We start from the raw sequence: 14230 nt of genomic DNA on the forward strand, positions 1-14230 counted from the left end.
TTCGCTACTCGTTATTAACTAGGCCAAGTGTAAGGGATTAATTTCGCCCCGCAAATTAAAAGCGAGGTAATTGTGATCATTATCACCTGCAGAGGCAATATTTAGGGGTTTTTGCTAGCGAGATCATAAAACTTATTTTATCATTCGAAAGAATAGAGCATCAGGAATAATATTTGGTGAATGCATCACCTAAATTTGTCATTACTGAACGAAACATTTAAATAATTGAGTGTACCGCTCAGTAAGCAGTTCTATTTTCACTTGCTTAAAAATTTCAACAAAAAATTAATATTTTTTTGTACTATAAATTATAATTAAAGGATTCAATCTATGTATGCGCTAACTAACTGTAAGGTTTATACTGGTACCGATGTTCTTGTGGATCATTCAGTCATCATAAATGGAGCAGAAATTGGCACTATCTGCCCTAACTCTGAATTACCTCAAGATATTGAATTAAAAGATTTAAAAGGTGCAATCTTAAGTCCAGGCTTTATTGACCTACAATTAAATGGTTGTGGTGGCGTGATGCTGAATGATGAAATCACAGCAGAAACAATGCAAATCATGCATGAAGCTAACCTTAAGTCTGGTTGTACTAGCTTCTTGCCTACGTTAATCACCTCTTCTGATGAAGATATGCGCGCTTCAATCGAAGCTGCTCGTGAATACCACAACAAATACCAAAACCAATCACTAGGTCTACATCTTGAAGGCCCATACTTAAATGTGATGAAAAAAGGCATTCACAGTGTTGATCATATCCGTAACTCTGATTCAGATATGATTCAACTGATGTGTGATAACGCTGATTTAATTGCTAAAGTAACACTCGCTCCAGAACTAAATGATCCAGAGCACATTGAACGCCTATACAAAGCAGGAATTGTTGTATCTATCGGCCACACTAACGCAACTTATGCTGAAGCTCGCCAAGGTTTTGAATCAGGTATCACTTTTGCTACTCACCTGTTTAACGCTATGACACCTATGGTTGGCCGTGAACCAGGTGTTGTTGGTGCTATCTACGATACTCCAGATGTCTATGCTGGCATCATTGCTGATGGCTTCCACGTTGACTACGCAAACATCCGTATTGCGCATAAAATAAAGAAAGAAAAGCTAGTATTAGTGACCGATGCCACAGCTCCTGCAGGTGCTGACATGGAATACTTTATTTTTGTTGGTAAGAAAGTATATTACAAGGATGGTAAATGTGTTGATGAAAATGGCACATTAGGCGGCTCAGCTCTGACTATGATTGAAGCAGTTCAGAATACAGTTGAGCACGTTGGAATCGCTTTAGACGAAGCACTACGTATGGCTACGCTATATCCTGCTCAAGCAATGGGTGTAGATAACAAACTTGGCCGTATTAAGAAAGGCATGGTAGCTAACCTTGCTATTTTTGATCGTGACTTCAATGTAAAAGCGACTGTTGTTAACGGACAATACGAGCAAAGTTAATATGACTGACGGACAAATTGGTAATGTAGATCTAGTAAAACAGTTAAACAGTGCGGCTGTTTATCGTTTAATCGACCAAAAAGGACCGATTTCTCGAATTCAAATCGCCGATGTTAGTCAGCTTGCCCCGGCAAGTGTTACCAAAATAACCCGTCAATTGTTAGAGCGCGGCTTAATAAAAGAAGTCGCGCAACAAGCATCAACTGGTGGTCGAAGAGCAATATCCTTGACTACTGAAACGGATCCTTTTCACTCTATTGCAGTTCGATTAGGCAGAGATTATATCCAATTAAGCCTTTTTGATCTTTCCACAAAAGAATTAGCTTCTGAGTATCACGAGTTCAATTATTCTCATCAACAAGAATTATTGGATGGATTAAGTCAATTAATTCAACTTTTCATTACTCGAAATAAAGATACCATTAAGCAACTAATTGCAATTGGCATTACCCTCCCAGGTTTAGTAAACCCTGAAACTGGGGTTGTTGAATATATGCCAAATACTGATATCGATAAACTAGCATTAGCAGATGTAATTAAAGAAACCTTTAATACACAATGTTTTGTCGGTAACGACGTTCGAGGTTTAGCTCTTGCTGAGCATTACTTTGGTGCATCAAAAGATTGTTATGATTCTATTTTAGTTAGCGTTCACCGTGGTACTGGTGCTGGTATTATTGTTAATGGCAAAGTTTTTCTTGGTCATAACCGCAATGTAGGTGAAATTGGTCATATCCAAATAGATCCTATTGGGGATAAATGCCAATGTGGGAACTTTGGTTGCTTAGAAACAGTTGCTGCTAACCCTGCGATTATCGCGAGAGTGAATAGCTTACTGCAACAGGGCTACCCTTCTAGCCTTTCTAAAGTAAATGATATTTGTATGGCTGATATTTGTCACGCCGCAAACCATGGAGATGAATTAGCAACGCAGACATTACTACGTGTTGGTAATCAACTTGGTAAAGCCATTGCAATGACAATTAACTTGTTTAATCCTCAAAAGATTATTATCTCAGGAGCAATAACTCAATCTGATAAAATCCTATTTGCAGCTATTCGTAATTGTATTAAAAATCAATCATTAACGGCTTTCCATAAAGATCTTCCTATTGTAGCTTCAGAGCTTCATGATCAACCAACCATTGGTGCGTTCTCTATGGTTAAACGAGCAATGCTTAATGGCGTATTGTTACAAAAATTACTTGATGAATAATCACGATTAAGTTTCAACGTGTTATCCTAAGGGCTGCTTTTGCAGCTCTTTTTTTTGATTACTTTCAGGGAAGTACAGTATATGGAGTTACTCTTTATCATTGCAGCGTTTGTGATGGGTTTTATTGCATTAAAAATAAATTTACCACCATTAGTCGGTTTTTTACTCGCTGGGTTTGGTTTACATGCCCTTGGTTTCCAATCTAATGATGCTTTATCTACCTTTGCTGATCTTGGTGTTACCCTTCTTCTCTTCTCTATCGGTTTAAAGTTAGATGTAAAAACTCTACTTGCTAAAGAAATTTGGTTAGGTGCTACGTTACATAACTTATTCTCAACGCTGTTTTTTACCTTTGCGCTTCTTGGTCTCAAATATCTTGGGATCACAATGCTTGCAGATATAGACATAACGCAACTTGTCTTATTTGGCTTTGCTCTCTCTTTTTCTAGTACAGTCTTTGCAGTAAAAGCATTACAAGAAAAAGGAGAAATGAACGCTACATACGGTACGTTAGCTATTGGTATTCTTGTTATGCAAGATATCTTTGCTGTTGTATTTTTAACTGTATCAACAGGAAAGATCCCTGAAATCACTGCATTAGCTTTATTTGCCCTACCATTCTTTAGACCTTTATTTTTCAAATTATTAGACTGGGCAGGCCACGGCGAAATGCTGGTGCTTTATGGTATATTTTTAGCGCTTGTAGCAGGAGCAGGAACCTTTGAATTAGTAGGAATGAAGCCAGATCTTGGGGCTCTTATTTTAGGGATGCTATTAGCGAGTCACTCCAAAGCCTCTGAGTTATCCAAATCTCTTTTCAATTTAAAAGAAATATTGCTAATTTGTTTTTTCTTAAATATAGGATTATCAGCAGCCCCAACTCTATCAGGCTTAGGCTTAGCTCTTATACTTATTCTCTTACTGCCAATTAAAGGGCTTTTATATTTTATTATTATTAATAAATTCAAGTTCCGTGTACGAACTTCTCTTCTCGCCTCCCTCACTCTGTTTAATTATAGTGAGTTTGGGTTAATTGTTGGGGGGTTAGCATTTAAGATGGGCTGGCTACCTGCTGATACTTTAGTCGCCATCGCCATTGCTGTTTCGATTTCCTTTATTATCTCAGCTCCGTTAAATAATTTTGGCCATACCATTTATCAACGCTCTCGTCATTGGTTAAAAGAACATACTGCAGAGCGTTTAAACCCAATGGATAAATTAATTAACCCTGGACGAGCTCAAATATTGATCCTTGGTATGGGTCGCATAGGTAGTGGTGCTTATGATGAATTAAAAGAAAAGTATGGCGATATAATTTTAGGTATCGAACTACGTGAAGAGTCAGCAAAACATCATCAAGATTTAGGTCGAAATGTTATTTCAGGTGATGCCACCGACCCCGATTTTTGGGAACGTATTCTATCAACCTCTCATGTAAAGCTAGTTTTATTGGCAATGCCAAACCATCAAGGTAACCAGTTTGCCTTAGAGCAACTCCAATCACGCAATTATCAAGGGCAAACCGCTGCAATTGCAGCTTATAATGATCAAATTGATGGATTACTTGAACAAGGTGTAGATGCAGCATTTAATATTTATCATGAAGCTGGTAGTGGTTTTGCACGACATGTAAGCGAACAATTGAATCCACAATTTAATCAACAAAAAGAATATATGAAGTATTAATTCTTTGGTTAATGACACTCTTCTACCGAAATCAGATTAGAACTTAATTAAAGTCTAATCTGATTTTTCATTTATATTCCCTCAGTTTTCATTCTTTTTGTTCAAAAAAACTCCTGTAACTAAAGATTCATAACCAAAATGGCAAAAATATTAAATATTTTCCAATTAGGTTGCCTATTTGTAATTTTATTTGTATTTCTTGGTTGCTTTTTTTAGCGATCGTGGCAAATTGTAGTTAAGACAATAATTTATGATAAAAATTAAGAAGAGATTAGAGGGAACTTATGTGCTCAATTTTTGGAATACTAGATATAAAGACTGATCCTGCACCACTTCGTACAAGCGCACTTGAAATGTCAAAGAAACTTCGTCATCGTGGCCCTGATTGGTCTGGTATTTACTCATCAGATAAAGCAATTTTAGCGCATGAACGTCTGGCTATTGTGGGTGTTAACAGTGGCGCTCAACCTCTTTATAGCGAAGATAATAAACACATCTTAGCTGTTAATGGTGAAATTTATAACCATAAAGAATTACGCGAAAAATACTCAGACGATTACGCTTTCCAAACAGACTCTGATTGTGAAGTTATTTTAGCTCTGTATCGCGAGAAAGGGGCTGACTTATTAGAAGACTTAAACGGTATTTTTGCATTTGTTCTTTATGATGAAGAAAAAGATGAATATCTAGTAGGTCGTGATCATATCGGTATTATTCCTATGTATCACGGGTATGACGAGCATGGTAACTATTATGTTGCCTCTGAAATGAAAGCTTTGGTTCCAGTTTGCAAATCAATCAGCGAATTTCCTCCTGGCCACTTCTACTCATCAAAAGATGCAGAGCCAACACGTTATTATGTGCGTGACTGGATGGAATATGATGCAGTTAAAGATAATCCGACAAGTAAAGAAGAACTTAAACAAGCATTAGAAGACGCGGTTAAACGTCAATTGATGACTGATGTTCCTTATGGCGTACTTTTATCTGGTGGACTTGATTCATCAATTACCTCAGCGGTTGCTAAGAAATTTGCTGCTATGCGTATTGAAGATAACGAAGAATCCCAAGCATGGTGGCCTCAGCTTCATTCATTTGCAGTAGGATTAGAAGGTGCCCCTGATCTAAAAGCCGCTCGAGAAGTTGCAGACCAAATAGGCACTGTCCATCATGAAATGACTTATACGATTCAAGAAGGTCTTGATGCTATCCGTGATGTTATTTATCACATCGAGACTTATGACGTAACCACTATTCGTGCTTCTACACCAATGTACTTATTGGGTCGTAAGATCAAAGCGATGGGCATTAAAATGGTCCTTTCTGGTGAAGGCGCTGATGAAATATTTGGCGGTTACCTATACTTCCATAAAGCACCAAACAAAAAAGAATTTCATGAAGAAACGGTTCGTAAGTTACTTGCTCTAAACATGTTTGATTGTGCTCGTGCTAACAAATCACTTGCTGCTTGGGGTGTTGAAGGCCGTGTACCTTTCCTAGATAAAGAGTTTATCGATATTGCTATGCGCTTAAACCCACAAGATAAAATGTGTGGCAACGGTAAAATGGAAAAACACATTCTTCGTGAATGTTTTGAAGATGATTTACCACCAGCGATTGCTTGGAGACAAAAAGAGCAATTCTCAGATGGTGTAGGTTATAGCTGGATTGATACCTTACGAGAAACGGCTGAAGCGAAAGTAACAGATCAACAAATGGAATCAGCTAAATTCCGCTTCCCTTACAATACGCCGGTAACAAAAGAAGGTTATGTATATCGTGAAATTTTTGAAGAGCTATTTCCTCTTGAAGATGCCGCTAAATGTGTTCCTGGAGGCCCTTCTGTAGCGTGTTCTTCAGCAAAAGCAATTGAGTGGGATGAATCATTCCAAAACTGTGTTGATCCATCAGGTCGAGCTGTACAAGCCGTTCATAATGAAGCCTATGATTAACTAATATTTGTTATTTAATTCTTAAAAAGCGCCGAAAGGCGCTTTTTAACGATCTAATCAATGGAAGATTCAATTTATACCATTGCCATTAATTAAATGGTCTATTTATTATGCAAAAAAACTTAGAGCAAAGTAAACCTCAGAACAAGCAGTGCTTTGCGAGATACTTAAATGACAAGTCAGTATTCAATAATATTATTATCAATATTAATTTCCACTTCTTGATTGATTAGTGTTATCAATAGAATTGAACGTTGTTCCCCATCAGCTTCCTTATAAATAGCCTTAACCCCAGAATAGGGGCCTTCCTTAATTCCTATTTTTTGTCCAGATTCTGGCAAGCATTCAATAGCTTCTTTGCTATCACTTTCATAAATCATCTTTAAAGAATAAATCAGATCGCCTTGAAGTACTTTTGGTTGAGACCCAAAACGAATGAAGTCGCTAACTCCACGAGTTGACCTTACTGTAGTAAAAGAAGGTCCGATCTTAAAATCAAATCGAACAAATATATAACAAGGAAATAAAGGTTCTTTTACTAAGGTTCTCTTTCCTCGAATTATTTTTTCTATTTCAACTTCTGGATAAAAACATTCGACCTGTTGATTTTCTAAATGTTGTTTTGCTCTCTGCTGCTCTCCACGCTTACAGTAGAGTAGATACCACTCTTTCATTATTTTTATACCTAACTAACCGTTAGAAGATCATAACATGCAATTAGTGGCAAAAATATAATTAGGGAGTTATCTCTAAGCTTTCCTCTTTGTTATAAATGTTAAAGTAAATTATCGAAATAAAAACCCATAATAAAACTAAAAAACAACATATTAAAAAAGTATACAATTTAATTATTTCTAAATATTTCAGCTAGTTAATTTGTTAATCAAATCACATAAAATTGTACATCATTGCAGATGTTACATTCGAAGAGTATAAATTTACCAATGAAAAATATTAAAATTTCATTAAAAATGAGTGAATTATGTCAAACAACAACAAATTAATTATGGGGCACCCTAAAGGGCTGTTCTTACTTTTTGGTACTGAGTTATGGGAGCGCTTCTCTTATTATGCAATGAGAGCAATTCTCGTTTTATATTTAACAGACAGAACGATTAATGGTGGCTTAGGCTGGACTGTAAAAGATGCCTTAAGCTTATACGGCACTTATACCGCTTTAATGTACATTACCCCTCTCATTGGGGGTTGGTTAGCTGATAATTACTTAGGTCAACGTAAATCCCTTCTTATTGGGGGAGCCTTAATGGTCGTAGGCCAATTCGTTTTAGCATTACCCCTAGATGTTCTTCCTTTTTCAGTTGAAACTCTATTCTATACAGGACTTGGTTTTCTGATTGCTGGTAATGGTTTATTTAAACCAAATGTATCTACTATGGTTGGTGACTTATATCAAGATGGCGATCATCGTCGTGATGGTGCATTTACCATTTTCTACATGGGAATTAATTTAGGTTCATTATTAGCGGGGGTTGTCTCAGGTTCAGTAACTGGTGTTTGGGGCTGGAAAGCGGGCTTCTTAGTTGCTGGTATTGGGATGATCATTAGCTTAATCATTCAAAGCCTTTTTGCTCAACGATTCTTAGGTGATATAGGAGTTCGACCTGCTGCTCATATTGCAAGAGAAAATGCAGAGGCTGAAGGAAAATCAAACACAGCCTTCACCAAGCAGGAAATAGACCGCTTAAAAGTGGTTATGATCATGGGGTTATTTGTTATTGTCTTTTGGGCCGGTTTTGAACAAGCTGGTGGACTAATGAATGTTTACTCTCAACAATATACTGACCGAATGATCGGTTCTTTTGAAGTACCTGCTGCATGGTTCCAATCATTAAACCCATTTTTCATTATTGTATTTGCTCCTCTCATTGCTATGTTATGGGTTAAATTAGGACCTAAAGAACCTAGCTCACCAGTTAAATTTGCAATGGCTCTATTCTTCTTAGCAATTGGTTTTGTCTGTATGGTAGGAGCAGTACTAGAGCAAGGTGGTGACTTAACGATTAAAACATCAATGTATTGGCTAATTGGGGCTTATTTTTTCCATACCCTAGGTGAGTTATGTTTATCACCAATCGGTTTATCACTAGTAACTAAACTTGCGCCTCTTCGTTTAGCTTCTCTAATGATGGGGACATGGTTTGGTTTCAACGCAATTTCAAACTATATTGCAGGTTTAGTAGGGTCACACGTAGAAAGTCTTGGTGCATTAGATATATTTGCAGGTATTGCCATTACTGCAACTCTTTCAGGTGTATTATTACTAATAATATCAGGTACTCTTATTCATTGGATGCACGGTGCAGAAAAGGCACATTAAGACCAATACTCCATAGTTAAAAATGCTATTAATTATATGATTTAATTGATAATAGATGATTATTGAAATTAGTATCAATTAACTAAAATAAATAAAAGGCAACCTTAGCTAAGGTTGCCTTTATTATATCAGCTATAACTCAATTCTATTTCGATTCTTTTCAAGCAACCTATCCCCTATCCCTTTAACATTGGATAGGTCATCAATAGAAACAAACTTTCCATTTGTATTACGATAATCAACAATCGCTTTTGCTTTTGAGCTACCGATTCCAACCAGTAAGGTTTCAAGCTCTTCAATACCCGCATTATTAATATTAACCGTAATATCAATTCCTTCATGCTTACTAACTTTCTCATCTTTAGCATGAACAAAGCTGGTAGAAAATAAAGCCATTGTAAGAAAAAGTGTACCAATTAATGTTTTTAAATGTGCCATTATCATTCCTTGTTTATTATTTATCAATATGATGATATTTGATACTTCAGAACTACAATCTCTATCAGCCATCAAAAAGAGAATAAATAAACTTAAAGAGAAATCCTATTAATGGATTTCTCCTTTTGATAAAAACACGACGGGCTCCATATAGGAGCCCGTCTATCTTATATATCAATTACAAATAAATTGATTACTGCTCTAGTAAAGGATAACTAATCTCAGAGCTTGCTTTTAGAGTGCTTAATGTTGCAGATAAATCTTGCTGAGTTTGAGTTCTAAGTAGACGTGTTGACACTTGCTCTGCCATTGCACTATTACTTAGTTCTAAAACACTATCAAATGCAACAATAACTTGATTGCCTTGGCGATCTGCTATTTGAGCATAAGTTGGTTTATCTTGCTCTGGTTTTTGCAAACGATATACATCACTTGCTAATTCATCAGCTCGAGTAATAACTCTTGCTTCAGTAAAGCTTAATCCATTATCACTTAAGAAACTCATGTCATCAGCATTTAAAGCTGTAATTGTACCTTGAGCTAATTCTAATGCTTTCTGCTCACCCTTTGATTGAGATAAACGAGCTATCACAGCCTCTTTAACGTCATCTAAAGGTAATACCATTTCATCACGAACATCTTCTACACGAACAACAAGAATATGTTCTGGTGCTATTTCGATAACATCTGAATTCAAACCATCTTCTTTTACTTCTGGGCTGTAAATCGCTTGTAGTACAGCACTATTTGCTAGTACCTCAGGTGCATCAGCTTGAGAGAAAAAATCCGAAGTCGTAATTTTTGCATTAACAACTTCAGCGGCATCATCTAGAGAATCGGGTGATTCAAACGCTTTTTCTGCAAGCTCTGTTTGTAAGCTATAAAACTCATCAGCGGCATGTTCATCCACTAAGAAAGATTTAATCTCAGAACTTACTTCCTCAAGAGGCTTTGTTTTTGGAGCTTCAATACCATCAAGTTGAATAATGTGGTAACCAAATGCAGATTTAACTAAGCCTGAATGATCGCCGATATTAACCAGTTGGAAAGTAGCATCTTCAAACTCAGGATCAATAACACCACGTTCAATCCAACCTAAAGAGCCACCTTCTTTTGCGGTTGGAATATCTTGTGAGTCTTCTTTTGCTACAGTAGCAAAATCTTCACCGGCTTCTAAACGAGCAAGGAACAATCTGTGCGTCAGCTTCATCACCTTTGATAAGGATATGACTAACTTCTCGTTTTTCTTGCGTTGAATACTTATCTTGATTTTCTTGGTAATACTCAGTCACTTCTTGCTCTGTAATCGGAGCTTGTGCTTTAAGTGAATCCCCAGATAATTCAATGTAAGCCACTTTAACTTGCTCAGGACGAATAAACTGCTGCTTATTCGCATTGTAGTATTCGGAAACTTCTTCATCTGTAACTGTTGCTGTTTTAGCAAACTCGTTAGTATTCAGGGTAATAGTACGAATTTCACGTTGTTGGGCTTCTAAAGTGCCTTGAGCTTGAACTTCATTACTTAGAGTAAACTCCGTTGATTCAAGAGCAATCATAAGCTGGTTTCGAACTAAATCTTGACGTAAATATTCAGCAAAACTATCTGATGTATAACCAGCACGACGAAGTGAAATATTATAAATCTCTTCATCAAATTTACCGTCTTTTTGGAATTGAGGCATAGATAAGAATAGCTTGGCGAATTTGTTTATCACCAACTCTCAATCCTAAATCTTGAGCTTGATTATCTAATAATGCATCATTAACCATACGATCTAGCACAGATTTACGGAACTGTTCAACATAAGCTGGATCACCAAGCAATGTAGCAAAATACTCACCTAATTGTGATTGCATACGATTTCGCTCATTTTGGTAAACTTGCTCAAAGTCATTTCGAGTTATTTCACGTTCGCCAACTTTTGCTGCTAATGGTTGACTTCCGTTGACTAAATAACTGCCTACACCTGCAAATACAAATGAGAAAATAATTAGACCGAGAATGATCTTAACTACGGGGCCTGTAGAGCCCTCTCTAATTCGATCCATCATAATATGTATTAACTCCTAATCACCGAGTGGAATAATTTATTCCTAAGAAAATGTTGTCATTTCTATTGATAGTGACAATTAAAAATAGTTCAACAAAAGAAAAATTTAACAATAAAAAAGCGCATCATGGATGCGCCTATGACTCATAGCTCTAGTCTACTAGCCTTATGCTAGCTTGTGTAGAGTTTTATCTATCTTTCGATTAGTTACACGCATCTTTTAATGCTTTACCTGCTTTAAATGCTGGTACTTTTGCAGCAGAAATCTCAATCGCTTCACCCGTTTTAGGATTACGACCAGTACGTGCAGCTCTTTCACGAACAACAAATGAACCAAAGCCAACAAGTGCAACTTGATCACCACTTTTTAGTGTCTCTGTTACTGTTTCAACTAAAGCATCTAGAGCGCGACCTGCAGCTGCTTTTGAGATGTCTGCACTTTCAGAGATTTGATCAACTAATTGAGATTTATTCACGGTATTCCCCTTTAAATTATTCATTCAATTATATGAATGAAATTCCATATTTAATCCTGTTCTGCGAAGTAGCTATCACAGTAATGTAGGCTAACTTAGCTACATCAATATAAGCTGACAAGCTCTTTTAGCCTGTCAGCCCTGTTATATCAACGTTTTTCTGCTACACATCACTATTTAGAAGCTTCAGTACTAAAGCCTTGTGGATTATTCTTAAGCGCTAAGGTTAATACTTCATCAATCCACTTCACTGGATGAACGGCTAAATCAGCAATTACATTCGCAGGGATCTCTTCTAAATCACGTTCATTATCCTTAGGAATAATGACAGTTTTAATGCCACCACGATGTGCTGCAAGTAATTTTTCTTTCAAGCCACCAATAGGAAGTACTTCACCACGAAGCGTTATCTCACCCGTCATAGCTACATCAGAGCGTACAGGGTTACCAGTCAGGCTTGACACTAATGCGGTACACATACCAATACCTGCACTTGGACCATCTTTTGGGGTTGCACCTTCAGGTACGTGAACATGAATATCACGCTTTTCATAAAAATCAGGATTAATACCTAATTTTTCAGCACGAGTACGAACTACTGTCATTGCAGCTTGAATCGACTCTTTCATGACATCACCAAGTGAGCCAGTGTAAGCCAACTTGCCTTTACCAATCATAGATTCAGCTTCAATTGTCAGTAGATCACCGCCCACTTCAGTCCAAGCTAAACCAACGACTTGACCGATGCGATCTTCATCATCCGCTTTACCATAATCACAACGTTGAACACCTAAGAAATCTTTTAAATTCTCTTGATTTATTGTGACTTTCTTAATGGTTTTATCCAATAAGATTTGTTTTACCGCTTTACGGCAAAGTTTAGAAATTTCACGCTCTAAACTACGTACGCCAGCTTCACGAGTGTAGTAACGAATGATACCCATAATGGCTGAGTCATCAATTTCGATCTCATGTGCTTTTAAGCCATTACGTTTAATTTGTTTATTCAACAAATGACTTTTTGCAATATTTAGCTTTTCGTCTTCGGTATAACCAGACAGACGAATTACTTCCATACGGTCCAATAATGGGCCTGGAATATTCATTGAATTTGACGTTGCAACAAACATAACATCAGAAAGATCGTAATCAACTTCTAAATAATGATCGCTAAATTTATTATTTTGCTCAGGGTCTAAGACTTCAAGAAGCGCTGATGCTGGATCACCACGCATATCAGATGACATCTTATCAATTTCATCTAATAGGAAAAGTGGGTTTTTCACTTCAACTTTTGATAGCTTTTGAATTAGTTTACCCGGTAAAGAACCAATATAAGTACGTCTATGGCCGCGGATCTCCGCCTCATCACGAACACCGCCCAGTGCCATACGTGTATACTTACGGCCAGTTGCTTTAGCAATAGATTGACCAAGAGACGTTTTACCAACACCAGGAGGACCAACCAAACATAGAATTGGGCCTTTAAGCTTAGTCACTCGACTCTGAACTGCTAAATACTCAAGAATGCGCTCTTTAACGCGTTCTAAGCCATAATGATCAGAGTTTAATATCTCTTCAGCTTTAGCTAAGTCTTTCTTCACCTTAGAACGTTTAAACCAAGGCACAGCAACCATACAATCAATGTAGCTACGCACTACTGTTGCTTCTGCTGACATCGGAGACATCATCTTCAGCTTCTGTAGCTCTTGCTCTGCTTTTTCTTGGGCTTCTTTTGGCATTTTAGCGTCTGCAATTTTTTTCTGCAGTGCTTCAAATTCATCAGGTGCATCGTCTAAGTCGCCAAGCTCTTTTTGAATAGCTTTCATTTGCTCATTCAAATAGTATTCACGCTGGCTCTTTTCCATTTGCTTTTTAACACGGCCACGGATACGTTTTTCGATTTGCAATAAATCAATTTCCGACTCCATCATTCCCATTAAAAATTCTAAACGAGCAATAACATCCGTTAATTCGAGTACTTCTTGCTTATCAACCAACTTCAACGGCATATGAGCAGCAATGGTGTCAGCAAGACGTGCAGCGTCTTCGATCCCATTCAGTGACGTAAGTACTTCTGGTGGGATTTTTTTATTTAGCTTAATGAAACCTTCAAATTGGTTAATTGCAGAGCGCATAACCACTTCTTGTTCAGCATCATCAATAATAGGTGTAAGTAAAAACTCAGCATCCGCCGTAAAGAAATCAGCTTCTAAAAACTGATGAATTTTCGCTCGCTGCTGACCTTCAACTAAAACTTTAACTGTACCATCAGGTAGTTTCAGTAGTTGCAAAATAGTCGCAATAGTACCAACAGCATGTAAGTCATCCAGTTGTGGTTCTTCTTTCGCGGCTTCTTTTTGTGCCACTAATAGGACTTGTTTATTCTGTTCCATTGCTGCTTCTAAGCAACGAATCGATTTTTCACGGCCAACAAATAATGGGATTACCATATGCGGATATACCACTACATCTCGTAATGGTAGAACTGGTATCTCAATGCGCTCGGAACGCTCCAGGTTCATATTATTCTCTCTTTTCCGTCAGTAACTATTAGAGATAATATGGGGGCAAGTCGCTAAGATTCAACATTATTTCTAATTAAA

The 14230-nt window shown here is 37.1% G+C and carries 9 protein-coding genes and 1 pseudogene; 5 read left to right on the top strand and 5 right to left on the bottom strand.

Features of this window, described 5'->3' with window-relative positions; all coding sequences use genetic code 11:
• Window positions 1-330: 330 nt before the first annotated feature.
• The 4 genes from nagA to asnB all read left to right on the top strand — a co-directional run bounded on the left by nagA (window position 331) and on the right by asnB (window position 6321).
• Window positions 331-1467, top strand: a complete 1137-nt coding sequence (gene nagA / locus ACU5DF_RS14455) for an N-acetylglucosamine-6-phosphate deacetylase (RefSeq protein ID WP_045101545.1) — start codon at window positions 331-333, stop codon at window positions 1465-1467.
• Window position 1468: 1 nt separating this feature from the next.
• Entirely contained in the window at window positions 1469-2683 is a 1215-nt protein-coding gene (nagC, locus tag ACU5DF_RS14460) for a DNA-binding transcriptional regulator NagC (protein WP_045101544.1), read from the top strand.
• Between the two features lie 81 nt (window positions 2684-2764).
• A complete protein-coding gene (locus ACU5DF_RS14465; RefSeq protein WP_045101543.1) occupies window positions 2765-4369 on the top strand; it encodes a cation:proton antiporter domain-containing protein in 1605 nt (534 codons plus the stop codon).
• A gap of 284 nt (window positions 4370-4653) precedes the next feature.
• The gene (gene asnB / locus ACU5DF_RS14470) at window positions 4654-6321 is read left to right on the top strand and encodes an asparagine synthase B (protein WP_446713371.1); all 1668 of its coding nucleotides are present in this window, start codon (window positions 4654-4656) and stop codon (window positions 6319-6321) included.
• A gap of 179 nt (window positions 6322-6500) precedes the next feature.
• Here asnB and rfaH read toward each other — a convergent pair whose 3' ends face one another.
• A complete protein-coding gene (gene rfaH, locus ACU5DF_RS14475; RefSeq protein WP_446713372.1) occupies window positions 6501-6995 on the bottom strand; it encodes a transcription/translation regulatory transformer protein RfaH in 495 nt (164 codons plus the stop codon).
• A 308-nt stretch (window positions 6996-7303) separates the two neighbouring features.
• Here rfaH and ACU5DF_RS14480 point away from each other — a divergent pair, with 308 nt between their 5' ends.
• Window positions 7304-8659 (top strand): peptide MFS transporter, encoded by a 1356-nt coding sequence (locus ACU5DF_RS14480; RefSeq protein WP_446713373.1) that lies wholly within the window; start codon window positions 7304-7306, stop codon window positions 8657-8659.
• 132 nt (window positions 8660-8791) lie between these two features.
• Here the strand turns inward: ACU5DF_RS14480 and ACU5DF_RS14485 are convergent, their stop codons facing one another.
• From ACU5DF_RS14485 to lon, 4 genes and pseudogenes are all read right to left on the bottom strand, one after another.
• Window positions 8792-9097: a ComEA family DNA-binding protein gene (locus ACU5DF_RS14485; RefSeq protein WP_446713374.1), complete on the bottom strand. Its 306-nt coding sequence runs from the start codon at window positions 9095-9097 to the stop codon at window positions 8792-8794.
• A gap of 193 nt (window positions 9098-9290) precedes the next feature.
• Window positions 9291-11149: pseudogene (ppiD, locus tag ACU5DF_RS14490) on the bottom strand (peptidylprolyl isomerase).
• A gap of 202 nt (window positions 11150-11351) precedes the next feature.
• The gene (gene hbs, locus ACU5DF_RS14495) at window positions 11352-11624 is read right to left on the bottom strand and encodes a non-specific DNA-binding protein Hbs (protein ID WP_045101538.1); all 273 of its coding nucleotides are present in this window, start codon (window positions 11622-11624) and stop codon (window positions 11352-11354) included.
• A gap of 173 nt (window positions 11625-11797) precedes the next feature.
• Window positions 11798-14149: an endopeptidase La gene (gene lon, locus ACU5DF_RS14500; RefSeq protein WP_446713375.1), complete on the bottom strand. Its 2352-nt coding sequence runs from the start codon at window positions 14147-14149 to the stop codon at window positions 11798-11800.
• Between the last annotated feature and the right edge of the window lie 81 nt (window positions 14150-14230).

It is taken from the genome of Aliivibrio wodanis, from assembly GCF_052920805.1.